A 24,730-nucleotide genomic window follows, 5' to 3' on the forward strand; every position below is an offset into this window, starting at 1 on the left:
GGAAATCTGCATGAGGTACATATTGATAAGTTCTGTTTCGCCAAATCTCGTCCACAAGCTAATTAACGTTGATAATATCCTGGATGCTATCCACCAAATTGGGCAGCGAATCTGTCTTTTGCAAAAAATGGTCAACGCCGATTTTAGAAAGCCGCTCTCGCCATTCATCGGGAATGGAGGATGAGTAAATCACGATCTGGGGACTGTCGAACCTGCGAAGCTGTTGTAGTTCCTCCAAGCACTGATCGCCATCGATCCGGGGAAGTTTCAGGTCAATTAAAACGTAGCCGGGCGCGACAACGGCATTTTTACTAAAATGGGCGATCGCGGATTCGCAATCCGGGAAAAATAGGCACTGCATGGGCCTATCCAGATCTTCGACAGCCATTTTGAGTATTTCGTGGTCATCGGTGTCGTCATCAATCATTACAAGAAGTCCTTTATTTCCCATAGCGGCGCTGAAAATTTAAGTTTGACGCTCACTTAAAAATCTATGCCGCCGGTCAATTCATGCCTTCGGCGGAACGGGGTAAACGAGGGGATGTGAAGATCAGTCCGTTTGTTTACAATTATTGGGGTGCAGGCAGTATTTCCAGTAGTTTATGATCAACCGAAGGCGATCTCTGCCTTCCTGGAAGCTGTGAAACTTTTTGAAATATCCCTGGATATTACCACTGTAAGCACGACGCACTAGTATGGGACTATCGGAAGTGGTCAGGAAAATGAACGGAATTGACTTCTTTTTCAAGTAGGGGTCAGCATCGATTTGATCGCGCAGTTCGAGCCCATTCATGACCGGCATGTTGATATCACACAAAATCAGCAGCGGGCTTTCAGCTGTATTCAACAGATAATCCAATGCGGCTTGCCCATTTTCAAAATAGCGGCACGGGTTAATGATTGCAAGCTCGTCAAGCATCGCCCCGATCATATCCCGGTCGTCGACATCATCATCGATAATAACAATAGGACCTATCAGTGACATGTAGAAGAAGTTTGACTACTGCAAATATCGGATTTAAAGTTATGCGTTGTGAACAACGGCCCGTTCTGTAGCGCAATTTTTGAATATCACGACCCGCACGTTGCAGCGGAAATTACAAAAAGAAAATACTTCGTTACGGGAACTAAGCGATGCCGTGAAATACGAGTTTGCTTCCGCATTGCTAAGGCATGGAGAGTACACTGTTTCGGAAATTTCTTACAGACTTGGTTATGCTGACCCGGCCACTTTTGGAAAGGCATTCAAACAATGGAGCGGGGTGTCTCCGTTGAGTTTCCGGAAGGTCCGCGAATGAGTCTCCGGGAAGTAGAGTTCCCGGGAGGTGTTTAATGCGATATCATTTATTTCTGAGCAGCCTCGCGTCCAGACTATATTTCCCGCCACACATAAACGAGATTACCAAAGCCAGCAAGACGAAAAGAAACGGGTGCTGATCTTCGTATCATATTATGACTCAGACTGACCTGATTTCCCGCAAAATGTGCTGATTATTAAATCGTTTTTAACCAGAGAAGGCACACTTACAGTGCAACTTGGCAGGTATTAGCCAACTAATGCTTTTCGCTACGATTATCACAGAATAATCTATTTTATTCGCTTCGCAAACTTTTTACAGGATTTGTCAGGGCTGTCCGTACGGATTGGAAACTTACCGTCAGGAAAGCTACGGCAACAGCTAACAGTGCGGCTTCCAGGAATATGAACACGTCGATGCCGATCCTGTACGGATAGTTTTGTAACCATTTATCGATGGCATAATAGGCCAGCGGGAAAGCGAAAACTAAGGAACTCGAAACAAGTTTCAGAAAATCGGAAGTCAGTAACCGGGTAATACTGGCGACGGACGCTCCCATGACCTTACGGATACCTACCTCCTTACTGCGTCGCTGGGCGGAAAGCGTTGCCAGCCCGAAAAGGCCGATGCAGGAAATAAAAATCGTAAGAACCGTACCGAAGAGCATGATTTGCCTCCATTTAGCCTCGGATTCGTATCTTTTCACGTTCTCATCGTCCATGAATTGATAGGTATACGGATTGAGCGGAAACAACCGGGTGTAGGTTTCGGCGATATGCCGGAGGCTGGAAGTCTCAGTTCCGGGTTTGATCTTGACAAAAAACCTTCCATATGGATTGCTTGGTCTCATTGCGAAGAGCTGAGGACCAATTTTCTCATTTAAATCGGTGTAGTGGTAGTCTTTCACAACGCCGATAACCTTACACTTGAAGTTTTCATATGAGAAATCCACAATTTGCCCGATCGGGTCTTTCCAACCGGCTTGCCTGACAAACGCCTCATTCACAAGTACTGAGCTGGTAGAGTCGGCCGGAAAAACAGTCGAGAAATTACGGCCTCTCACAACCGGTACCTGAATGGCCGGCAGGTACTCGGGATCGACAGTTTCGTAGGTAAAAGCTAGATCCGCGCCTCTGTTTACTTTCACTGACGTATTCCAGCGGCCGTTGTTTTTGGGTGCTACCGCGATGATACTGGGGTCTTTTTGAAGTTCCTGCCGGAGCAGTTGGGCTTGCTCCCTGGTTAGGTTGGGTTTTTCGACGCTGATCAAATGCTCATCGTTATAGCCCAAATCCTTGTTGATCAGATAATTGAACTGGGAGTTGATCGTGAGCGTGCCGATGATCAAGAAGGATGCAATGGTAAACTGAAGTACCACCAAGCTAGTGTGCAGATAGTTTTTCCCAGAAAGCTGCAAACGTTGGTAAAGGGTTTTGACAGGATCATAACCAGACAACACAATGGCCGGATAGAACCCGGCCAGTAAGCCCGTGGTCAGGAAAAGAGCGAGATAGCCTAGCACCAGGTTGATGTCAAAAAGGTATGAGAGGGCAAGGGCCTTATCGGCAAGATGGTTAAAGGTAGGTAACACCAACTGTACCAGCACAAGCGCAAAAATGAATGAAACTATACAAAGCAGAAAAGATTCGCCCAAAAACTGGATGACCAGTTGCATACGCCCGCTACCGACCACTTTGCGGATACCGATTTCCTTCGCACGTCTCAACGAACGGGCGACGGTCAGGTTTACGAAATTGATGCAGGCAATTGCGAGTATAAAAAGGGCAATACCGGTCAGAATATATGACCATTGTGGATTGCTGTGCCTCACCAACCCGTTGTCGGAGGGTAACTCGGCGCTCAGGTGCATATCCGTAAAGGGTTGAAGGCTGTATTCCTTCTTATCCTTCATTCCATATTTTTGAGCCACTTCCTTAATAGCTTCTTTCGCGTCTGCATTGTAAACCAGGTTCATCTTCCGCTCAACCTGAGCCAGATTCGCTTCGGGATTGAGCAGGACGAAAGTGTTCATGAAAGTATTGAACCAGTTGGTAGCGCGGTATATTTCACTCTGACCGATGATCATCGGAATGAGGATATCGAATCTAATCGAAGAATTTTGGGGGGATTTTTTTGCAACGCCCGTGACGGTATATGGTTCAAAGCGTGCATCTTTATCAAAGCTATCCTTCATCAAAATCGTCCTTCCGAGCACGTCTTTGCTGCCGAAGTGCTTCTCAGCCATATCCTCGGATAATACCACCGAACGAGGCTCTTTCAATGCCGTTTTCGGATTCCCGCTCAGCAAGGGAAAGGAGAATACCGAAAAGAATGAAGAGTCCACTCGAAAAATTTCCTCACTCTTGATTTCCTCACCTTTTTTAATATCGTTACGGTGTCCATGGTAACGCACGAATGCCTTGATTTCCGGTACGCCCGCAGCAAATTTCGGACCTGCCACATAGCCCGTGTTCCCCGTTGCGCCTACCTGCTTCCCTGCTGGATTGATGTATTTGTTGGTGATGCGGTAGATGTTTGGACTGTTGGCATGAAACTGGTCAAAACTGACCTCGTCTTTGGCGTAAAGCAAAATCAGCATGGCGGCGGCAAGACCGATGCTCAGGCCAACCACGTTGATCAACGAATAGACCTTGTTGTAGGCAAGGGTTCGTCGGGCCATAGTGAAGTAGTTGCGGATCATATCATGGCTGAGTATAAAAGTGGATGGATAGCGTTTTTTTGGTCTTTTGATATACCTCCATTTTAGAAAACCCAAAGCCTCGCGCCAATAGCGCATCCGCGCTTTTCGCTCGCCGGATTCTCCAACCTGGTAATCAAACTCTTCATGCAGGTCGCCCAGGATCGATTCCAGCAAATGTGGAGCGCAAACCAGGCTCAGTAGCTTGTCGGCCCAGATGGGAGGCTGCGGGGGCAGTTTTGATTTCATAAGTCGATAGCCAATGTAAATGGTTTTACAATACGGGACCAAAGATTTTCACGGACTTCGCGCACTTGCGTAAGCGTGTGCTCACCGTAGGCCGTGAGTATATATAATCGCTTGCGCCGCCCGCCACGTTCGGGAGTGGGCTCGCTCATATTGGACCTGATCATCCCTTTTTCCTCCAAACGCTGTAAGGCCGAATGGATCTGGTTCAGCCTTACTGGGCGTCCAGTATTTTCCGCAATCTCGTGCATGAGCAGCACACCGTATGCACGGCCGTCGAGCGCCGCAGTAGAAAGCAACACAATTTCTTCGAACTCTCCCAGATAGGCTCTGTTCATGTTGTCAATTAGTTTCATATTTGCTGATAAAATAGCTTGCCAAATAGCATAAATAAGAGTAAAGAACTCGTATTCAACATGTTAAAAGTCATAATGACTGACGGGGATGTTCATTTTCGGACAGTCGATGTCCGACTCTGTTGTGTTGGTAAAAAATAATGAGGTTAGCAAAACGGTGTAGTTCATTGAATTTTGTGCTTCAATCCGATGTCCTTAACGAATCAAGTAGAATGAGGTCCGAGTGAGGCTGCCTCGCAGAGCCAGATTTCCCGTCTGACAGTTTTCAAATAACGCATTTCTGATATCTCATCCAGGTAGATATCGAAGTCCGGAAACCGGGCCTTGTCGGGGTTCAAGCCGCAGACGCGAAAGCATAAAGTTTCTGGATCATAGCCGCGTATCTCGCAAACCGTGAGGCTGCGGCCGCGTCGGATGATGCAATGCGGAAACTTTTTGTCTGCGAAGTCGATGGTCCAATGACAGCCGGGTTTTTCTTTTGCGTGTGATTTGTTGGAAATCCAACAAGTTCGATTCAAATAAAAATCCGGTTAAGGCTTATCCCGCTGACCAACAAGCTCCCGGTAAACACTTAGCCCAACAACTGCAAATTTCGCCTCGGACTTTAAAGTATCAGCGACGTTCTTTGGGCCACCTAAATTCAACTCACAGTTGTTATATCGAGCTGTTTCGCTATCAATATTGTAGAACTTTTTCTATCATGCAGCAGTTTTCGGACGGCCACTGTTTTTCGTGAGGAGTGCCTTCATCAAAACGTCATCGAATGTGACCTTAGGGTTCCAGGCGACATCAATAGGTCTACCGTTGATATTAGCAATACAAATGCGCACAATACCCATCCCGTTAGCACAATTATTTTTTTGCATTTTCTTTAGCCTAAATTTCGCGCTGGGTCAGCAGATCGAACAAACGTCCTTGCCCGGCTATGAGGTTAAGCATTTCACAGACGAGAACGGATTGCCTCAAAATAGCGTTCGATCGATCATTAGCGACTCACGCGGGTACATTTGGCTTGCTACTGAAAGGGGGTTGGCCCGATTTGATGGAAACCGTTTTTTGAACTACGACAACCTGGGGAACTCATTTGCAGCCCGGAGCATTTACGGCTTCAACCTTGACCCGCAAAGTCGTAAAGGAAGTGTGTTGGCAATGACCAGCAACCAAGTTTGGGTCCGCATCGTTGATGGCAAAGCGGCGATCGACTCTACCCTAAGAGGGTATCCCTTGCGCAGGTCTGCAAATGTGTCAAAAGCTCGTGATCTGCATTTGATTGAGTCCCTACCTGATCTCAACGAGGCCGCCGTAACACATTATCGTCACGGCATTGCCGCCGTATATCCCCTACCAGCCGGAAGGCACTTCGTGTACGATGAACAAAACATTTGCTACTATGTAAATAACAAGGTGGCACAGCTCCTCCCATTTCCCGGAAGGAGTTTTTTTCGCTTTTTCCGTCTGGGTGAAAATCTTTATTATCTGGACGAGAAGCTGAAACCGACGCGTTTTGCTGGAACGGGTGATAATAACGGACCGGAAGAAACAATACTTACTGGTCCCCTTTTAGCCGATGCAAATTATAATTTGACAGGACAATACCAGATTTTTTGGAACAACTGTTCCAATCAGACTTTCATATCTACCGGCTCGCGCCTATACGAACTGCGGCCTTCGAAGGATGGCTCGCTGGTTAGCACTTTGATTCTGGAAGGATTCGATTTTCGCGGCAAGGATATTAAAACCGTATTTCTGCAGAGCGAAACAGGCAGGTTATTTTTCGGGAGCCAGCTCAATGGCCTATATATCCTATCTAAGAAGCCGTTTCGGACCTTAGTGGACCCATCTGCTCAATCAAATAATGTTTATTATGGTCAGGCATTGATCGAACACAACAAGATTGCAACCCTTACAGGGACGGCTTTCTCACTGGATAGCAGAAGTCTCGGGGCTATTACACCTCTGACATTAATTAAAAAACATGTCCAATGGGACCAATACTCTATTATTAGAGACCGCGCTGGCACAATATGGAGCAAGCGAAGAGAAACTTTATTCAGGTTCAATGGCGATGGTAAACGGATCCTGTCAAGCTGGAAAGTACCCGACGAGATAAAGCAGCTTTACCAAAGCCCGAACGGCGGGATCTGGATCGGCACTAACTCGCTTGGTCTGTATTATCTTGATCCCGACAAGATCGGTGCACAACCACATTTTTTTGCAGGCCGACAATTGTCCAACATCTCATGGATGCAACAGCAGGGAAACGAAATAATGTGGATCGGAACAGGGAAAGGACTTTACAAAATCCATTTACCTTCCAAGAAATTGTCTCAGATCAAGGGATTTTTCGACATGTACATACGGAGCCTATACATTCCTGACAACCATGACGAAATCTGGGTTACCACTTACTCTAACGGGGTGTTTCTTTTAAAAAATGGCAAGCTGACGCGATTCCCTCTGGATAAAGAACAATATCTTTCCAGCGCCCATTGTATTATTGAAGATAGCAGCGGCTACTTTTGGATAACGACCAATAAAGGTCTGTTTCAAAGCAGGAGAACGGACCTTTTATCCTATGCAACAAAGCCCTTTGATCTGTATTATCACTATTATTCCAAGATCGCTGGTTTTAACACAAATGAATTCAATGGCGGGTGTCAGCCATGTGGATTGAAAGCATATGGAGGTCTCATATCGTTCCCTTCCATCAATGGATTGGTCTGGTTCATTCCGGAACGAGTGAGGCCAGAGCTTCCAAACGGACAGATGTTCATCGACAATCCGGACATACATGATAGTTCATTTGTGATTAACAGCGGAAAAATATTAGTCAAGTCTGGGGTACCGCAGATCATCCTAAAAGTAAGTACGCCATATTTTGGTGAGCCTTATAATCTAAGGATCTCATACCGGATTTTTAAAGGCGACGAACCATTGTTCGAATGGCAGCCATTACAGGAAAACAGAAGTATCTCAGTCCCTTTTTCCGGTGGTGGAAAATACAAACTCGTTGTTCGGAAGCTTGGCGGTTTTGGTGTCAGAAATTATTACACCATGCACCTGGATATCTCTGTTAGCCAGCGGTATTATGAAACATGGTTGTTCAAAGCGTTCGTTGTGACGTTGGTTCTTTTGCTGTTTTACGTCATTATGAAATAGCGCCTCAAACTCGTAAAACGGCAGAACGTTGCTTTGGAAATGAAAATTAGAGAAAGGACGGAGCATTTGGAAAAAACACTCAGCATCCTGAGTGATTCGGAAAAACAACTCGAACAACAAGTCAAGCTGCACATTCATGTGATCGCCTCTATTTCGCACGACATTCGCGCTCCTGTCAGGCACACATCCTACGTGCTGGAATATGGTCAGAGATTAATCGAAGAGAAGAAGTATGACAGCGCCGTAACACTTCTTAAACAGATAAGACAGGCCGTCGACAATATGTATAATATGATTGACAATCTGGTTACTTTCGTTAAGCCTGAGGTACGAGGCGTAACTAATGCCGTGACACAGGTGAACCTCGGCGAGCTGATCAACAACAAGATTTTGTTATTTGAACATATCGCTGCAGCAAACAATGCCAATATCAAGTACGAAATCGCTGGTGGCGAAACCATTCTTACCGATCCAAAGCTGCTGGGCATCATCATTCATAACCTGATCGATAATGCCATCAAGATTAGGTATGGTAATACGCTGCAAATTTATATAAGGCGCACGCCTTCCGACCTACATCTTATTTTTGAAGATAATGGCCCAGGCCTGCCTGCTGAACTTATCAGATGGCTCAATTCTTCTAATTCTGAGGAAGATTCCTTTCTGCCAGCCGGTTATGAAGGTCTGGGTTTACTGCTGCTGAAACAAATTTCCAAAATATTACATGTGGATTTGGACGTTACAAATCGGCCAGGAGCAACTATCCAGTTGATATTCAGGGGACAATAGCTTATAAGGCCTAGTTCAGGGGTGGTCAGCGGTATTTTCCTCCGGATGCGAGAATTTTTTAGCCAGATATACGATGGAAAAATATTAGAAGAAGCATCTGGCCTCACATAGGGAACGTTTCAGTCTCTGTTGGGAAATTAGATGCTCGAAACGTGAAAAAGGCCATCTATGATCCGGGAAGTGAGAAAATTACGATCTGGGGAAGCCAAGAACCCATATCAAAATACCGGACAGTAGCATTTGGACCTACTGAGGATAGGGGTGTATGTGCTCGGATCCAGAACGGTCAGAGTATTTTGAGGCAAATTAAGACCTGCCTGTCAGACGCCAATACCTTATCCAAAAAATCATTGCGGTTTATAAGTGCCTTTAAAAAGAGCAGCCAGCTTCCTAAAATTATCCAGCAAAAAGTTCGGCTTTTGTGCCGTAGGGCGCACAACGCAAAAAAGAGCGATCAGTTTTTACAAATTGGCCGCTCTTTTTTGCGTTTAAGTTGGTTGGTAATCAGCTTATTATAAACCTTGTATTGTTTTTTTATTGGTTCGAACGAATCTCCTGCTACTGAACATTGCTTTGGTTAAGATATTGATTTTGAGATTGTCATTGGTTCGGATGCGGGCGAAACGCGAAGAATTACAGGAAGGTAGTTCCTGCCATAATGATAATACCGACAATGTGGATTACCAAAGCCGCATTATAGACTGTCGGGTTCATGATCTGTCTGCTTTAACAAATTTTTTTGTGCTTTTTCCTTGCCTGACACGTACCTGATGCAGATAAAAACCAGTGCAAGATCCAGACAGACGAAGATGATCTTACTCGCCGGATCACCGCTGCATATATGTGCTGTGAGTGCAGAGACCATCGTAATTATGAACCCGGCATAAACCCATTCTCTCATTCGCAAAGTACTGAATGGCATGATCAGCACAAGTGCGCCGGCGACTTTGGCAATGACCAGTTCAATTCTGAAATAATCCGGAAAGCCCAGCTTTCGCAGATCGCTGGCATGCGTGTAAGAGTAGTAGGCGCTGAACAAAATGAAGAAAATAATGAAACCCTTAGCGACCCAATAGAGCCGCACTTTGTTGATTGAAGCTTCCATGTGTTTGTTTCGTTTACGTAATAAATTTAACAAAAATAATACGAAAACGAATTAAAAAAAATAATATCGGAATTATTTATTTAAATTTGCTACGATAACGAAGTAAATTAGAATGAACAAGACGGTCGAGCTCGTAAATCATTGGGCAGAATTTGAAAAGAAACATCCCGAAGGGACCATTGATGACTTTTGTCGTTATCATCTGGCTCATCAACAGCACCGGGTGGCCGACGGACCACTGGTTGGTGGCGTTGTTCCGTCTTTTAATGACGGGCTTTTGATGAAAATTATTGGCCGGATAAGCAAGCTCAATATGGCATATGCCAACATAGCTTTGAGGGATACGGGCCTTAACCAAATCGAGGAGTTCGGAATACTCATGACGATCCGCAAGCAGGGAAACCCCAGAAAAACTGACGTGATCAATGCGAACCTCTTTGAGCTGTCGAGCGGCACGGACATGCTCAACCGAATGAAAAAGCGCGGCCTGATCAAAGAGTATGGCGACCAGGAGGATAAGCGCTCAAAACGGATTGAATTAACAACGCTGGGGGAGCAAGTTGCTACGGAGTGCTCGGGTCGAATTGGCAAGAATGCAAAAATGCTCATGGCTCAGCTTCATGAAGAGGATAAAGCACTCTGCATCCAGATTCTCAAAGATGTCGAGATAAAGCTGTCGGCTTCCTGGCAGAAACATAGAGGTAAGGAGTTCAGCGACATATATGATGAGCTAATGGTAGGGTAGCTCATTTCACCATGCAACGAATAGCCCCACTGAAACTGTTTGGAGATAAGTGACCTGGTTCCGTGACACTATCTCAAAAACTGTGTTCAACTCAAAGTCTTCTCCAAATCTTTCAATTTCTCGGGATCCACAATGGTGTTGATGCGGCTTATCTTGCCATCATCCAACAATTCAAACACCTGACAGCTTATCAATCGCTGGCCCGAATAGAATAGCACTGCGGATTGATGATTGACCTCTGCCGAGACGACGAAAAAATTGGTTTGATATTTATCGTAAATGTATAGTAACAGATCGGACACCGGCTGTATACCACTTAATGTTTTGGCTACTACGTTAAGATTGGGGCCACCATCCGCAAAAAACGCTATCTCATTTGCTAAAAGACTTTCCAGTTTTTCCATATAACAGAATCAACGACTATGTTTTAAGGTTTTATTTTTGGCTGAGACCTTTAGTGGAAATACAGCGTTGCGCTATTTAAAGCAAGGAAAAGGGCAAATCGATGAATTTCGATTTGTCCCTTTTTAGTAATTGCTGTGAATCAGGCAATAGCGCCTAACGGCTTCTGTCTTCCGGCCTCGCAGCCAACAACTGCTCCTCCCGTTCGCCTTTACGCCAGTAGCTCACGATCGAATAGCTATCCAGCGGCCATTCCGGCTTTTCCCTCATTCCGGACTCGTTTTTGGTATAAGTCCTGAATGAGGCTGTATTGCACAAACCTGGCTGACCTAGTTCTTCAATATCTTAAAACTTTTGCCGTTCACGACCACGACGTAGATGCCGGGCTTTTGACCGCTGAGGTTAATCTCCCGGAAATTGCGCCCGGGACCAATGATAGCATAGCCCGATTGATTGCTGTCCCACGTTACCTTCGAACCGTCGGCCCGAAATACCTCCAACGATTGAATCCATTATGAAACTGTAAAGATGAGAATCTAAACGCTGTTGGATAGAATAATCTTTGCTTGAAAACTGATAGAAATTTTGCGGCCGGTGTAAGGTACGCTGGAGGGTGCAAATAGGTAAGTGGGAAACGAGGAGCTCACTAAATGGCAAAACCGATTCTAACTTTTGCAATTGCTTCGGCAGAGCTGATTTTTGAGAATCGCTACACCAATATCACAAACAAGACGTTCGTAAATGTTTAACTTAGCCATTTTCAAATCAACAACTAATGGGCATTACGATACAGCATTCCGGGGTGCAGCAACTGCTGGAATCACGTTTCGGTCAATTTGAACCGGAGCTAATCAACAAACTGGCAGAACATTGCGTTGTCCGCGATTTTGACGCTGACCAGCAATTGATGCGTCCGGGCCAGTACTTCAAATCGACGATGCTGATCGTTGAGGGGGGCGTGAAAATATACCGCGAAGACCAGGATGGCAATGAGTTTTTTATGTACCAGCTCGGCCCCGGGGATGCGTGCGCGCTATCGATGATTTGCGCAACGCGGAAAGAACAGAGCCAGATTTCCGCCAAAGCCATTGAGCCTTCCAAGGCTTTACTTGTACCGATCGCATTAATGGATGAGTTGATGACCGGCTATAAAACATGGTACTATTTTGTGCTGGAAACCTATCGTTCCCGCTTCGAGGAATTGCTGGAAGTGGTGGATAACATCGCTTTCAAGAGCATGGACGAACGCATTGAATTTTACCTCAAAAATCAGCGCAAGCTTTCCCGTAACGATGAACTGGCGCTCACACACCAGCAGATCGCCACGGATATGAATTCTTCAAGGGAAGTGATTTCAAGGCTTCTTAAAAAAATGGAGCAGCGCGGCATGGTGCGACTGGGCCGTAACACGATAACCACCCTTTTTTGAAGGACTTTTCCTGCTGTGTAACATTTGTCACTAACCCGCCGGTATCCGTATTGCAATTTTGTGCTCAGTCAGAGCAAAAGCATATGGAAACCATTGGTTATATCGCGTCGGTGTTAATCGGCATTTCTTTGGGGCTTGTTGGTGGGGGAGGGTCCATCCTGACCGTGCCGATCCTGGTCTATATTTTTGGTATCAGCCCGGTCGTATCCACTTCGTATTCGCTGTTCATTGTCGGCTCGACCAGCCTAGTAGGGGCATATGGCAACTACCGGCGCGGACTTGTCAATTTCAAAACGGCATTGTTCTTCGGACTGAGCTCCATGGTGACCGTCTACCTGACCCGGAAGTTCCTCGTTCCTGTCATTCCTCAAAACCTGTTCCGCATTGGTCATTTCCAGGTTACTGAGCCTCTGCTGACGATGGCCTTGTTTGCAGTGCTGATGCTCGCGGCGTCGATCGGGATGATCAGTGGCAGGCAAACTCAGCCCGGCTGCCTGGAATGCGACCTGGGGCGCAATATCGTAAAACTGGGCCTCAGTGCGGTAGGGATCGGACTTACAACCGGGCTGCTGGGCGCGGGCGGCGGCTTTTTACTGATCCCAACATTGGTACTGGTGCTCGGTATGCCCATTCGGGAAGCAGTAGGAACTTCGCTACTAATCATCGCGCTGAATTCACTGGTGGGGTTTGCCGGGGATTTGGGCCATTTCGTCATCGACTGGTATTTTCTGCTGACGGTGACGCTCGTCGCCGTGGCCGGCATCTTCATAGGCGGCCGGCTGGCACGTAAGCTGGACAGCGGCCAATTGAAAAAGAGCTTCGGCTGGTTTGTGCTCGCAATGGGGTGCTTCATCCTCGTCAAAGAACTGGTCCTGTAATTATTAAATGAAATAAACCTGTGTGACAAAGATCACAGACAATGGCCGGCTGTCTGGCGAACTTTGTCGCATGGTTTTCCTACCTATCACTCAAACAGTTAACGAAAAATGAAACTCGAACAAATCTATACAGGCTGCCTGGCGCAGGGGGCCTATTATATTGAAAGCGAAGGCGAAGCGGCGGTTATCGATCCGCTACGGGAGACAGGGCCTTATTTGGCGCGAGCAGAAAGGAACGGGGCAAAAATAAAGTATGTGCTGGAAACCCATTTCCATGCTGATTTTGTGAGCGGGCATCTGGACCTGGCCGAAAAAACAGGCGCTGCGATCGTGTATGGTCCTACGGCTATGCCTGGTTTCAAGGCGCATATCGCGGAGGATCGGGAGGTGCTCAGGCTGGGGGGAATTTCTATCGAGGTCATCCACACCCCGGGTCACACGCTGGAAAGCACCTGTTACCTGGTATCCGACGAAAATGGCCGTCCGAGTGGGCTATTTACCGGCGATACGCTCTTTATCGGGGATGTGGGCCGGCCTGACCTTGCACAAAGGGTCGTACGAGATTTGACCCAGGATAAGCTTGCAGGTATGCTCTACGATTCGCTTCACGATAAAATACTGCCGCTATCCGATGATATCATGGTGTATCCCGCGCACGGGGCCGGCTCGGCTTGCGGTAAGAATATGAGCAAGGAAACCATCGATAGTTTGGGACATCAGAAGGCCACGAACTATGCTTTGCAGCCCATGGATAAGCTGACATTTATCCAAAAAGTGACCAACGGCCTGACGCCACCGCCCGCCTATTTCCCGGCGAATGTGATGATGAATATCCAGGGGTATGAAAGCATTGATGAGGTATTGAGCCGGGGAATGCAGTCCATGACACCCGATGCATTCGAGATAGCTGCCAATGAAACGGGAGCGCTGATCCTCGACACCCGTGCGGCGCAGGTATTTGCCAAAGGTTTTATTCCTAATTCGATCAACATTGGTATTGACGGCAGCTTTGCTCCTTGGGTAGGCGCCCTCATTGAAGACATCCGGCAGCCGATCCTGCTTGTGACCGATCTCGGCCGGGAGGAAGAGGTCGTGACGCGATTGGCACGAGTAGGTTACGATAACGCCATCGGGCATTTGGCGGGAGGTTTTCAGGCGTGGGAAGAAGCCGGAAAGGAAACAGACCGCATTCCATCGGTGGAGCCCGGCGACATACCAGCCCTGCGGGAAGCTAATCCCCGTTGGCAAATCCTGGACGTAAGGAAGCGCAACGAATATCTGGCCGAGCATGTGGAAGGGGCGCAAAACCTGCCGCTGGACTATTTAAATGAACATTTGGCTGAGATTGATAGCAATAAGACCTATCTGGTGCATTGTGCGGGAGGCTACCGTTCGATGATCTTCAATTCAATTCTCCGGGCGCGTGGCTACCATAATTTGATCGACGTAGCGGGAGGCTTTAAAGCTATCAGCGAGTCGGGGCGTATGAAAGTCACAGATTACGTCTGCCCGACCACACAGGAGGCCGCGGCGGACAACGCCGCTGATAACGGCCAGGTTTCACATTCATTAAACGAGGAGACGAAATAAGGATGCTGGAAATGATCAAACAACCCTGGCCGTGGTACGTGGCCGGTCCGCTGATTGGCCTTACGGTACCAGCCTTGCTGATTTTAGGTAATAAACATTTCGGGATTTCGGCCAATCTTCGGCACGTCTGCGCGAGTTGTTTTCCGGCAAATGTTCCATTCTTTCAATACGATTACAAGAAAGAAATCTGGAACCTGTTCTTTGCGGCGGGCATCGTGTTGGGCGGTGCATTGGCAGCTTACTTTCTGGCAAACCCCGCGGCAATTCGAATCGATCCGAAACTGGCCAACGAACTGGCCATCTATGGTATCAACGATTTTTCGGGGATGGTGCCCGTGCAGCTCTATTCGTGGGACAGCCTGCTGACGGTCCGCGGGCTGACGATGATGGTGGGTGGCGGGTTTCTGGTCGGATTTGGCTCGCGCTATGCGGGCGGGTGCACAAGCGGACACTCGATCATGGGGCTAAGCGCGCTGCAATGGCCCTCGCTGGTGGCAACAATCTGCTTCATGGCCGGAGGCTTCCTGATGGCCAATTTTATTTTACCCATAATTTTAAATAGCTAATCCATGCAATCTTCCAATGATAATACCGCCGAGTTGGAAGCCCGGTCGCTAGACACGATCTGCATCAACGAATCGCATTTGCAGCATAAATGGTACTATAATTTTAAATACCTGATCGTCGGCGTGCTGTTCGGCATCGGTTTAGTGAAGGCGGAGGTGATCAGCTGGTTTCGTATCCAGGAAATGTTCCGGCTGCAATCGTTTCATATGTATGGCATCATCGGTTCGGCGGTCGTGACGGGCATTATCTCGGTTTGGCTCATCCGGCGGTTTGGTATTAAAACCATCTACGGAGAGCCGATCACCTTCACGCCGAAGAAATTTAACAAAGGTCAAGTATACGGCGGGCTCCTGTTTGGGCTGGGATGGGCACTTACCGGGGCTTGTCCCGGACCCTTGTTTGCACAGGTCGGAACCGGGGTCACGGTCGTAGCAGTGGTGCTGGCCAGCGCTGTGGCAGGTACCTGGATGTATGGCCGCTTCCGCGACTCGCTGCCGCATTGACCCAGAATTGTTCAGGATATGTGATCTGTATATTTAGATACTTTGCCAGTGAGGGTACGCTTTTCTTACTGCGTTGAATGTAGTTTGGATCTTCTTACAAACCTTCCTTCCGAAACGGTTGCCATTTTCTGTAAGTCAGCGATCTCCAAAGCCATTCTGCCGGGCCGAAATGGAAATAGCGCAGCCATATAGGGCTGTAAATCAATTGGCCAATGTAAATCGCCAATGCGATGAGAGAAAGTTTTGCGGGGCCGACCAATGCTTCCATGGCCAGGCCGTAGCTCATAAATAAGAATGCGCAGATGATAGATTGCATTAGGTAATTGGTGAGTGCCATTTGTCCCACCGGCGCAAAAACGCTGAGCCGCTTTTTCCAGTTCGGCTTTTCAAATAATAAAGTAAATGCAGAAGCATAAAAAAGGCATAATGCCGGCACGCCAAACGCGTACACAATCGGCTGAATAATACCGATTGGTTCAAGTTCATAGTATGCCTCGGAAGTCATCATTATCGCAAGCACAAAGTTGCAGGGAATCCCGATCACTACGCCCCAGATCATCACCTTCCGGATGAGTGGACGATATGCCTGCACATTAGCGTGGATCAGGTTTTTTGATATATAAAAACCAATCAGGAACATCGCCAGCACTCGGAAAAATCTACCGGTGAAGAATAGGTCCGGGTATCTGCCGATGATCAGGCCGCCGAGATTATTTGTTATAATTTCGAGATAAGTGCCTGTGCGATATGTGTCGATCACCTGGTCCAGAAAACGCGGTCCCGATTCAGGCGGGGAAGGAGCAGGAGGATTGGCGAGGTTGACTCCCAGCATAATCGCGTATTGCACGATCGGCAGTAAGGTAAGGATAACAGCAGCCCGCAAGATGAACCGGTCGGATTTGTTTCGAAAAAGGATCAGAAAAAGTCCGGTGATCGCGTAAACTGTCAGAATATCACCGACATAAAACAAAATGGCGTGCAGCAATCCGAGTACGAACATGATAAGCAACCGTCTGCGGAAACGGGAAGCAAAGTTGATATCCGCAGAGGACGCCCGTTTCATCTGCAATGCAAATCCGATCCCGAAAAGCATCGAAAACAGCGAATAGAACTTACCATCGATCAGGAAATGCTCAATCCACTCCACGTAATGGTCTATTTTGGCGGTGTCGAATGCGGCTCTTTGGCCCTCCGAGAGAAAGAAATACCCGGAATGTGAGACCATATTGGCAAGCAGCACGCCGAGCAATGCGAAGCCGCGCAGCGAGTCCAATAAAGAATGCCGTTCGGTGACTTTGGTTGGTTGTAGCATGTTCGGTTGGTTTTTGTCATTTACTGTTTGGTATAGCTTTGGCAGCTAAGAGTAGTTTCAAAAATCCGTCGATCTGATTATCTTCTATCCATCTTACCACAGCGACAATATCATTTTCAGGATCGACATAAATCACGTTGGTGCCGTTTCCGATGTGAGCAAATGCCTTTTCTGGCGCGCTGGGATATAATTTCTTTCCTGTATTTAAAAACCAGTTCATAAAGCCATAAGTTGGCTCCGGCGTCGACGGCGTCTGCGCCCATTTGTTCCATTGCTCGGAAACCAGCTGACGGTCTCCCCATTTTCCGTTACGCAAGGTCAGATAGCCGAAACGCGCCATATCGTAGGCGTGCAGGTACATGCCGCCGCCCCAATGCCCGCCACCTGAAACGGATTGTACCGCTTTTCCGTCTAGTACGATCCAGGAGTTTTCGTAACCATACCACCGCCAGGTATTCGAGGCGCCGATAGGATCCATAATGTGCTCTTTAAGGACTTCGGGTAACGGTTTCCGCCAAACGTTGAGGATCGCGAGTGCCAGTGCGTTTACGCGTGTATCGTTGTATTCGTAAACTGTTCCGGGGGTGTTTCGTTTGGCGAGCCACACTTTGTAATCCTTGTCGGGACGGTCGGCCCAGTCGGGTTTGCCCCATAACGTACCTTCCCAATCGCTGTTTTGCTGCAGCATTTGTCGCCAGGTGATCTTTTTGTTGTGTGGCGTATTGAATGGTTCGAAGAAGTCTGACTTTTTACCAAAATCATCGGCTTTGTTGGCAGAGGGCAATGGATTGTAAAGCTCAATCGGCGGCACATATTTGTAAACCTGATCGTCGATATCGGGGATCAGTCCTTGGTCATAGGCTAGTCCCACTACACTGGATAGAAGGCTTTTACTCACACTGTTCACAATGTCTATTCGATACGGGTCTCCCCATTCGGCTATGACATAGCCATTTTTGATAATAATCCCGGACTGCGCGTCACGTTCTTTCAGAGGCCCGACTGCGTCGCCAAAAGGCTCTCTTCCGAATGTCCGGTAATGGTTTAATTTCAAATCCCTTGGCGCACTGCTTTCATTAGCGATCGCGAACTCGATCGCTGTTTTGAGCAAAACCGGGTCAAAACCCATTTCGGACGGCTCTTTTTTCTGCCATTCTTTATCAGGATAATAGACCCGCGGCGCGGTATTTGCGATTCGCTTTACTTTCTGAGCAAAACCCGGAATGGTGGCAAGAAATAGAAGTAGTAAAAATTTGTTCATACGTTGTGTTTTGCAGGTTGACCTGATGAATTCTGACTTCCCTTTCATTCGATTCAAACAGCCTTTTTAAATTATATCCAATTCCTTTTTTAATACATATCATACTTTCCGGATATCGTAGATGTTCTTGGAGGGATCACTATCGACAACGAGCAGGTCTACGGCCTTTTCGGTTTCAATCGTTCCGATACTCTGGTTCATTCCCAGCGCCGTTGCGCCATTTAAGGTAGCGATTTTAATGGAGGCAAGGGCGTGAATTCGTCAATTTCTACCGGCAATTCAATCGCTTGCGAGTTACCGTGACCGCCCCGACAAGGTACATCAATTTAATATAATACCAGGCCAAATCAAATTGGTAGGGCTTGAATCCGCTTCGGGCGCTTTTGGGGTACAGGTGGTGATTGTTATGCCATTCACCTGCTAGGATGCCCGGCCAGATCTGGTTAATAGAACTGTCTTTGGTGTTAAAATCTACCCCTTCAACTTGTCTGTTGCTGCCTTTGCCACATCCTTCGTAGTTGAAGGTTCTAATCCCGGCAGCCCAAAAGCCAGCGGCTCCGAAAAAGCAACAGACAAGTGCAATCCCATCAACGAAGAGCCAGATATCAGCAATTATTTGGAGCCTCGCATTAAAGCTAAATGCACGAGATGTTCCCTTACCATCTTGACCCCATCTCTGAAACTCATCCGTCCAAAGCCAATGCGCATATTTTTCATGCTGATTTCACATAATATTTCCCAATGCCGGTAAATTTCTCTCCAGGCGAAGTGTAGCGAATGTGCCGGATCGTAGATGTGCGTCGGTTCGCTGGCGGCGCCGTTGAGTTCGATGATGGAGAAATGCTGCCCGGCTTCGAGGTCGTACCAGCTTTTGAAACGGATATCGAGCCGCCCGAAATGGAAGCCGGGTATGCGTGTGCCTATGCGGTCGATCACGTGCGTGAGCGCGGGGGTGATGCGATGGCTTTGGTCGGTGAATTTCGAGCCACGACTGTGGTTGCCGTACGGGACGAGCCCTACCTTTTCGCCGGTGGCCGGAATGGACCTCAATTTTTCGCCCAAAGCTGCATGCAGGGCCGGGAGTTGCAGAATGGCCCGGTCGTTTTGCAGGATCAGGGTCAGAATATCCGAAATCCCGTCGCCGGTAACGCTCAGGAGCTCTTTGCCGACAATGCCTGAAATGTGCCCACTTGGCGCTCCGGGCATCCGGTAGTAGAATATGCCGGCTTCATTCGGGTAATCGATATAGGGCTGTAAAAGGAAGTCGACCCGGCTGCGCTGGCGGTAATCTTCCAGGTCGCTGGCCGTCTCCAAGAGCTTTACCTGCACGCCGCGCTCGCCGATGTCTGGTTTGGCGATCAATGGAAATTTCAGGGAAGTTCTCTTTAATAAAGACTGTACCTTGCCTGTGGAAATGCCAGCTTCACACACCAGGGTTTCAGGATAAGTCCCTTCCGGCATCAGCGAATAAATCCTGCTCTTGCGTTCCTCTGCGAATCCTGCATACCGCATCGAAGGATTGGCGGCACCAAAAAAGCAGACGGAGCGTGCCTGCATGCTCAGCCGAAGCCATGCCGGTACCATGGGCAGGTAAACGAATTCCAATGGCCAGTATTCCCAGTTCTGTAAGCGGATCAGGAACCTTTTTACTTTCCAGCGGAAGCTGTCGAATGCAGTATCCTGGCCGGGAGCTACTGTTTCCGGCCGGGTCACGAAGGTCGCTCCGGCGCGGAGGTCATGGTAATGCACGGCAGGCTCGGGATTGGTGAGATCAATGGATGTGACACTTACCGTAGCTATTGCGGTGCGATCGGCATTAAAACTTTGGCTGGCGTCAAACCTGATGCCTTTCTGGCGGTGGAAATCCAGGATGCTTTTCGTGTTAATGGCGGTTTTGCCATACCATTGTTGCAGCTTTTGCGATCGCATTTGCTGTGCTTGGCGATTGTATAGCGTGGATGAAGCCCAGATGTGCGGCTGCTGCGGGTCGAGTTCGTTCCGGTGCTTTTGGTTGCCGTCCCAGGTGTAGCGCATCAACTTGCCATCCGCAAACAGGATCAGCGTAAAGGGTTCGACCTCTTCGAGTGAAATCGTTTCAAAACAATCAGCCGAAGAGGGAGCTTCGAGGACTTCAAGCATGACGAGCCCCCGGCTTCTGCGGTACGAAGGCTTACGCACATGATTGTTAAAGCCTCCGTTAAGGAGCACTGCGGCATCCCGCCGGCCCTTCAAGGCGATCCAGGTGCCACCCGCGTGGGCGTCTCTCGGGTAGGTGAGCGCCTTGCCTGCGTAGCGGGTTACGGGTGGCTCCGCAGGTGCGCGATCGGTGCGTTCGTCCCGGTTGGAGGTTAGGAATGCACCTTTTTCGGTCGGAATGTAGGTTACCGTGCACATTGCGCCTGACGGTATCGGATGGTGGAGCTGGCTACTCCGAAACTTTCCGGCAGTGGCAGGGAGGTGAGCGCCCGCATACCGATTTTCATCAAAGCCATATGATGTACCGCATGTTCGAGATTGTAAACTAGTTCCCGTTCATAGTTGGTGGCAACCTGAAAACAGGCAGCCTCGGTAGCAGTCGTTAAAAGCAGTGCCTTATTTTCTTTGCCCAGCAAAGCTGCAATGCTGCCTAACTTGGCCAGTGCGACTTCCCGCTGCTGCTCAATGGCTTTATCCCTGCGTCTGGCGTCGTAATTCACATCACCGGTTCGGTAGCCGCGGTCGAGCTCAATAAAGAACTCGATTACGTGGCGTACGTGTCCGCCCAGGGAGGCACCTGATAGCACAGGTAAGCTCCGCCCGTACTGCTCGTCGGACAATGCGTCCAGCATCGCGCCGATCTGCACCAGCAGTGCCTGGATTGATTTTGTTAGTTGTCTGTTCATGTCGTTCATTTTGGAAAAAGGGAACAAAAACAATGCCCTTTTGGGGAGGTTTGGTTTACGTGTTAATCGCGCAACTTCACGCCCGAAATGCTGCTGCGGTGCCGGTACGCAAGCATCAGACAGGTTACGAGCACAATTACTGCCATAGCAAAAAGCTTGCCCGAGTCGTTTTGCACGACAATACCCAGGCGCGTCAGGTGCATAAAAACGGCGCCGGTCATCACGCCGATGCCGATCAGCGCCCCATAGGCAGTTGTGCGGGGAATGAGGATCAGAATCGAGGCGATCAGCTCCAATACGCCGACGAATATACGTCCCCAGGGCTCCATACCGACCGTTGAAAAGATGTACACGGATTCGGGGGCCGCCGAAAATTTGAAATAGAGGGTCTGCAACATAATCACTGCCGCTACCAGCCGGAGGACCCACGACCATTTCGGATGTGTTTGGGGTTTCATCACTGTTTGTCTTTGATCAATGGCCATTGTATATCTGCTTTTTCAATGAATTCTTCCCGTGTTTTCGACCAGTTGTTTTTGACTTTCATATTGTAATTGAAATACAACTTTTCATCCACGATCGTCCAGGTTTCAGCCTCCGTGGGTGCCTTGTGGCCTTCGGAAGTTCCGTAGGCGCAGTAGCCGCCATATTGGGGTATATACATGTCGGGTGCTGCTTTGAAGGCTTCGAGATTGGCGCGACTGCTGAAGAGCCAATCCGCATCTTTGTAATGGTAGGTCAGACTGTCGGCGCCTTCCACCGGTTTGGCGTCTTTGAAAAACGAGACGACATCATAGCCCTTGATGGCTTTGCCTTTCGGCGCAAAAATTTCGGATTTCTGTGCAAATGTTGCAGGGCCCGCCAGCATCAGCGCGGCAGCAAATAGTACTTTGTTCATGGATAATGCAGGTTGATTTAAGGTATAAACTTCATCCAGTTGTGGTCGGCCTGCGTTTTCAGTCGCGCCTCGTCCTGGTTCCAGCTTTTGAGGGTGTTGCTGAAATATTTGTTGTAAAAAAGATAGAGCTTGCCGTTCAGCACTTTGAATGTCTCTGGATCGATCTCCACTTTTTCTCCTTTCTTGCCCATTGCATATGCGCACCAGCCGCCGAATTGCGGTTCGTAGCGTGCGGGGTTGCGTGTGAATTCGTCCTTGTTTTGCTTCGAAGCGAAACGATAGGTAATGCCGTCGTAATTCGCTGAAAGTTCCTTTTTGCCTTCCACAGCCTTGTTCATGGTAAAGTAGGCTACCGGGTCATAACCCCCAATGGCAAGGCCGGATGATTCGAGATTGTACTGCTTTTTGCGCACTTCCGGAGTCTGGGCGAAGGCGGTGGCCGAGAGCACCAGGAAGAGGAAAAGGATATTGATTTGTTTTTTCATTGCAATGTCACTTTGATAATATTGTTAATGGTCGGAAGTGTCGTGAATTTGTTGGGGTTAGGTACGGGGCCGATGGCTTTGCTTTCGTTCAGCGGGGTTCCTGCGAGGTTGAATTGCGTAATGCCTGCGCCGGGGAACTGGTCGATGGCCGTTCCGTTGTCGTAGAGTCGGATGGACCCTGAAACGTCGCCGCTGGCATTGCCATCGATGTCGCTACCGCCTGTGGCAAAGAACCAGTCGTTGGAAAAGCCGTACATGGTGGCAATCGCAATGCGGTCACCGAATGCGAGCGTGAGTGGTTGTGAAACCTTGCCGCCGGCATTTCCGCCGATTTTAGGCAATAGTACTGTGCTGGTCGGTTCTTTGAGCACGTACACATTCTTAATGCCAGCCTTCATTTTCAACGCGGCGGCCAGTAAGTCTGCATTTCCTTTCTGGGCGAGTTCCTTAAGCCCTTCGCCGCGGTCGTTTTCACCAGATTTGAAAAAAGGATTTTCACTGCCGTTGTAAACCACCACCAATACCGGTGAAAGGGGCGTGAAGATGCCGGTTTGTGCTATGAGCCCGATATTCATGGGGCCATTGTCGCCGGCTTCGGCAATGCGGGTCAGCGCTTCGGTGGAAGCTTTGCCTTCCGAGTAAACAGGCTCGGGTAGCAGCAGGTTGCCGCCGGCTACATAGGAAATCGCCCAGGCGCCGGGGCTGAAAGGCGTTTCGTTCGCAGTGCCGCCCGACTGGTTTTTAATGGTGATGGTGAACATCGAATTGCCGTCATAAGCCAGCGAAACATTCATAAGCTGGGATGCAGGCAGAAACGCGTGTCCATAGTCGTCCATACCGGCTACTTCCTTGATATTGCGTGCGGTGGCTTCGGCCGTGCCCGGGTGCGTCACGCTCATGCCGGGCGCCTGGTTTACGCGCGTGCCATTGTCCCAAAGTTTGATTTGTGCTGAAACATCGCCGGTAATGGGGGTGCCATTGTCCTCGTACAACTTGATGCCCGGATTGGCGGGGGCCAAGAACAGGTCGTTGCTCCAACCGTACATCGTAGCAAAGGTGAGGCGCTGGTTTTTGGCGGCTGAAAACGAGAAGGATACGGATTGGCCGGGGAATATCACCGGTGGTGTACCGGTACCTTTGAATGTGCCCGATTGCACGAGCGGTTTGCTGTCGAGGACGTTTTCAATGGTCAGGGTTTTGGTGGTTGGCTGCGGATCGTGGTCTTTGGTACAGGCCCCGAAAATGAGGGCGGTCAGCGACAGCCCTAGCAGAGATTTCATCATATCTGTTTCCGTTTTGAATGTTTGGATGATGCAAAGCAACAAACACGGTATCCCGGCGGCGTAACGGAATTATAACAAAAGTATCACAGCCGCATTCGGCGCTGTTTTATTTGTAAACTTTGCACAAAATCAGCGGATATGGATACCAAAACTGTTCTGATCGTCGAGGACGATACCAACATTACCGAACTGCTTTCAATCCATCTTTCAGACCTGGGATGCAAAGTGGTTTCAGAAAAAAACGGGCAGAGCGGCCTCGCGCGGGCACAGGAGGAGAACTTCAACCTGATCATTCTCGATGTGATGCTGCCGGGCCTGAACGGCATGGAGATTTGCCGGAAAATCCGGCTGGGGGACAGGCAGACGCCCATTATGATGCTCACGGCGCGTTCCGAAGAAATAGACAAGGTAATGGGCCTCGAAACCGGTGCGGACGATTACCTCACCAAGCCGTTCAGCATACGGGAGTTCATTGCCCGGGTGCGGGTGATATTCAGGAGAAGCGAAGAAAAAGCACGGTATGCAACGCCCGTACCGCAGCTGATCAGCGTAGCAGGATTGGAAATCGATATTGACAAGCGGAAGGTCATGCTGCGGGGCGAGCGGCTCGATTTATCACCCCGTGAGTTTGAGTTGATCGTGTTGCTGGCGTCGAATCCGGGGAAAAGTTACAGCCGGAAGCAATTGCTGAGCCTGGTATGGGGGTATGATTTCGAGGGGTATGAGCACACGGTCAATACGCATATCAACCGGTTGCGAGGAAAAATTGAAGCAGATGCTTCGAATCCTGTATTTGTATTAACCACCTGGGGCATTGGCTACCGGTTTAACGAAGAACTGTGAA

General features: G+C 48.6%; 28 protein-coding genes. 11 read left to right on the plus strand and 17 right to left on the minus strand.

Annotated elements, in window-relative coordinates; genetic code table 11:
- Window positions 1-58 precede the first annotated feature (58 nt).
- Entirely contained in the window at window positions 59-451 is a 393-nt protein-coding gene (locus IEY24_RS01040) for a response regulator (protein WP_188927798.1), read from the minus strand.
- A 99-nt stretch (window positions 452-550) separates the two neighbouring features.
- The gene (locus IEY24_RS01045; RefSeq protein WP_188927800.1) at window positions 551-985 is read right to left on the minus strand and encodes a response regulator; all 435 of its coding nucleotides are present in this window, start codon (window positions 983-985) and stop codon (window positions 551-553) included.
- Between the two features lie 79 nt (window positions 986-1,064).
- On the opposite strand from IEY24_RS01045, the gene IEY24_RS01050 reads away from it, so the two are divergent.
- Window positions 1,065-1,298, plus strand: a complete 234-nt coding sequence (locus IEY24_RS01050; protein ID WP_188927801.1) for a helix-turn-helix domain-containing protein — start codon at window positions 1,065-1,067, stop codon at window positions 1,296-1,298.
- Window positions 1,299-1,593: 295 nt separating this feature from the next.
- On the opposite strand, the gene IEY24_RS01055 is transcribed toward IEY24_RS01050, so the two are convergent.
- From IEY24_RS01055 to IEY24_RS01065, 3 genes are all read right to left on the minus strand, one after another.
- Window positions 1,594-4,245, minus strand: a complete 2,652-nt coding sequence (locus IEY24_RS01055) for an ABC transporter permease (RefSeq protein ID WP_229221108.1) — start codon at window positions 4,243-4,245, stop codon at window positions 1,594-1,596.
- The gene (locus tag IEY24_RS01060) at window positions 4,242-4,580 is read right to left on the minus strand and encodes a PadR family transcriptional regulator (protein WP_188927804.1); all 339 of its coding nucleotides are present in this window, start codon (window positions 4,578-4,580) and stop codon (window positions 4,242-4,244) included. Before IEY24_RS01060 ends, IEY24_RS01055 begins: the two co-directional genes overlap by 4 nt.
- 221 nt (window positions 4,581-4,801) lie before the next feature.
- On the minus strand, window positions 4,802-5,116 hold the full coding sequence (locus IEY24_RS01065; protein ID WP_188927806.1) for a hypothetical protein: 315 nt from the start codon (window positions 5,114-5,116) through the stop codon (window positions 4,802-4,804).
- Window positions 5,117-5,420: 304 nt separating this feature from the next.
- Between IEY24_RS01065 and IEY24_RS01070 the strand changes: the two genes are divergently transcribed.
- From IEY24_RS01070 to IEY24_RS01080, 3 genes are all read left to right on the plus strand, one after another.
- Window positions 5,421-7,757, plus strand: a complete 2,337-nt coding sequence (locus IEY24_RS01070) for a ligand-binding sensor domain-containing protein (protein WP_188927809.1) — start codon at window positions 5,421-5,423, stop codon at window positions 7,755-7,757.
- 39 nt (window positions 7,758-7,796) lie between these two features.
- On the plus strand, window positions 7,797-8,546 hold the full coding sequence (locus IEY24_RS01075; RefSeq protein WP_188927811.1) for a sensor histidine kinase: 750 nt from the start codon (window positions 7,797-7,799) through the stop codon (window positions 8,544-8,546).
- A 152-nt stretch (window positions 8,547-8,698) separates the two neighbouring features.
- Window positions 8,699-9,064, plus strand: coding sequence for a hypothetical protein (locus IEY24_RS01080; RefSeq protein WP_188927813.1), 366 nt, complete (start codon window positions 8,699-8,701; stop codon window positions 9,062-9,064).
- 176 nt (window positions 9,065-9,240) lie between these two features.
- Here the strand turns inward: IEY24_RS01080 and IEY24_RS01085 are convergent, their stop codons facing one another.
- Complete coding sequence (locus IEY24_RS01085; protein ID WP_188927815.1) at window positions 9,241-9,651, minus strand: DoxX family protein; 411 nt, start codon at window positions 9,649-9,651, stop codon at window positions 9,241-9,243.
- 112 nt (window positions 9,652-9,763) lie between these two features.
- Here IEY24_RS01085 and IEY24_RS01090 point away from each other — a divergent pair, with 112 nt between their 5' ends.
- Window positions 9,764-10,396 (plus strand): MarR family winged helix-turn-helix transcriptional regulator, encoded by a 633-nt coding sequence (locus tag IEY24_RS01090; protein WP_188927817.1) that lies wholly within the window; start codon window positions 9,764-9,766, stop codon window positions 10,394-10,396.
- A gap of 86 nt (window positions 10,397-10,482) precedes the next feature.
- On the opposite strand, the gene IEY24_RS01095 is transcribed toward IEY24_RS01090, so the two are convergent.
- Window positions 10,483-10,800: a sigma-70 family RNA polymerase sigma factor family protein gene (locus tag IEY24_RS01095; protein ID WP_188927819.1), complete on the minus strand. Its 318-nt coding sequence runs from the start codon at window positions 10,798-10,800 to the stop codon at window positions 10,483-10,485.
- A gap of 327 nt (window positions 10,801-11,127) precedes the next feature.
- The gene (locus IEY24_RS01100) at window positions 11,128-11,298 is read right to left on the minus strand and encodes a hypothetical protein (RefSeq protein WP_188927821.1); all 171 of its coding nucleotides are present in this window, start codon (window positions 11,296-11,298) and stop codon (window positions 11,128-11,130) included.
- 275 nt (window positions 11,299-11,573) lie between these two features.
- Between IEY24_RS01100 and IEY24_RS01105 the strand changes: the two genes are divergently transcribed.
- From IEY24_RS01105 to IEY24_RS01125, 5 genes are all read left to right on the plus strand, one after another.
- The gene (locus IEY24_RS01105) at window positions 11,574-12,227 is read left to right on the plus strand and encodes a Crp/Fnr family transcriptional regulator (protein WP_188927823.1); all 654 of its coding nucleotides are present in this window, start codon (window positions 11,574-11,576) and stop codon (window positions 12,225-12,227) included.
- A gap of 83 nt (window positions 12,228-12,310) precedes the next feature.
- Window positions 12,311-13,105, plus strand: a complete 795-nt coding sequence (locus IEY24_RS01110) for a sulfite exporter TauE/SafE family protein (RefSeq protein WP_188927825.1) — start codon at window positions 12,311-12,313, stop codon at window positions 13,103-13,105.
- Window positions 13,106-13,213: 108 nt separating this feature from the next.
- Entirely contained in the window at window positions 13,214-14,695 is a 1,482-nt protein-coding gene (locus IEY24_RS01115) for an MBL fold metallo-hydrolase (protein ID WP_188927827.1), read from the plus strand.
- 2 nt (window positions 14,696-14,697) lie between these two features.
- Window positions 14,698-15,261 (plus strand): YeeE/YedE family protein, encoded by a 564-nt coding sequence (locus IEY24_RS01120; RefSeq protein ID WP_188927829.1) that lies wholly within the window; start codon window positions 14,698-14,700, stop codon window positions 15,259-15,261.
- Between the two features lie 3 nt (window positions 15,262-15,264).
- The gene (locus IEY24_RS01125) at window positions 15,265-15,765 is read left to right on the plus strand and encodes a DUF6691 family protein (RefSeq protein ID WP_188927831.1); all 501 of its coding nucleotides are present in this window, start codon (window positions 15,265-15,267) and stop codon (window positions 15,763-15,765) included.
- A 94-nt stretch (window positions 15,766-15,859) separates the two neighbouring features.
- Here the strand turns inward: IEY24_RS01125 and IEY24_RS01130 are convergent, their stop codons facing one another.
- The 9 genes from IEY24_RS01130 to IEY24_RS01170 form a co-directional block, all read right to left on the minus strand.
- Window positions 15,860-17,077, minus strand: a complete 1,218-nt coding sequence (locus tag IEY24_RS01130; RefSeq protein WP_188927833.1) for a DUF418 domain-containing protein — start codon at window positions 17,075-17,077, stop codon at window positions 15,860-15,862.
- Between the two features lie 16 nt (window positions 17,078-17,093).
- Window positions 17,094-18,338 carry a serine hydrolase domain-containing protein gene (locus IEY24_RS01135; protein ID WP_188927835.1) on the minus strand — a complete coding sequence of 415 codons (1,245 nt, stop codon included), beginning with the start codon at window positions 18,336-18,338 and terminating at the stop codon, window positions 17,094-17,096.
- A gap of 99 nt (window positions 18,339-18,437) precedes the next feature.
- Window positions 18,438-18,596 carry an amidohydrolase family protein gene (locus IEY24_RS32705; RefSeq protein WP_188932043.1) on the minus strand — a complete coding sequence of 53 codons (159 nt, stop codon included), beginning with the start codon at window positions 18,594-18,596 and terminating at the stop codon, window positions 18,438-18,440.
- 354 nt (window positions 18,597-18,950) lie between these two features.
- Entirely contained in the window at window positions 18,951-20,732 is a 1,782-nt protein-coding gene (locus IEY24_RS01145; protein WP_188927841.1) for an NRDE family protein, read from the minus strand.
- Window positions 20,720-21,220: a DinB family protein gene (locus tag IEY24_RS01150; protein WP_188927843.1), complete on the minus strand. Its 501-nt coding sequence runs from the start codon at window positions 21,218-21,220 to the stop codon at window positions 20,720-20,722. Before IEY24_RS01150 ends, IEY24_RS01145 begins: the two co-directional genes overlap by 13 nt.
- A 62-nt stretch (window positions 21,221-21,282) precedes the next feature.
- Window positions 21,283-21,678, minus strand: coding sequence for a DoxX family protein (locus tag IEY24_RS01155; protein WP_188927845.1), 396 nt, complete (start codon window positions 21,676-21,678; stop codon window positions 21,283-21,285).
- A complete protein-coding gene (locus tag IEY24_RS01160; RefSeq protein ID WP_188927848.1) occupies window positions 21,678-22,118 on the minus strand; it encodes a YHS domain-containing (seleno)protein in 441 nt (146 codons plus the stop codon). The genes IEY24_RS01155 and IEY24_RS01160 overlap by 1 nt, the downstream gene beginning before the upstream one ends.
- A 17-nt stretch (window positions 22,119-22,135) precedes the next feature.
- Window positions 22,136-22,603, minus strand: a complete 468-nt coding sequence (locus IEY24_RS01165) for a YHS domain-containing (seleno)protein (RefSeq protein WP_188927850.1) — start codon at window positions 22,601-22,603, stop codon at window positions 22,136-22,138.
- Complete coding sequence (locus IEY24_RS01170) at window positions 22,600-23,886, minus strand: spondin domain-containing protein (RefSeq protein ID WP_188927852.1); 1,287 nt, start codon at window positions 23,884-23,886, stop codon at window positions 22,600-22,602. Before IEY24_RS01170 ends, IEY24_RS01165 begins: the two co-directional genes overlap by 4 nt.
- A 138-nt stretch (window positions 23,887-24,024) precedes the next feature.
- On the opposite strand from IEY24_RS01170, the gene IEY24_RS01175 reads away from it, so the two are divergent.
- Window positions 24,025-24,729, plus strand: a complete 705-nt coding sequence (locus IEY24_RS01175) for a response regulator transcription factor (protein ID WP_188927854.1) — start codon at window positions 24,025-24,027, stop codon at window positions 24,727-24,729.
- The last annotated feature ends 1 nt before the right edge of the window (window position 24,730 follow it).

Origin of the sequence: Dyadobacter endophyticus (genome assembly GCF_014641595.1) — a bacterium.
In the GTDB taxonomy this organism is placed as follows: Bacteria; Bacteroidota; Bacteroidia; order Cytophagales; family Spirosomataceae; genus Dyadobacter; species Dyadobacter endophyticus.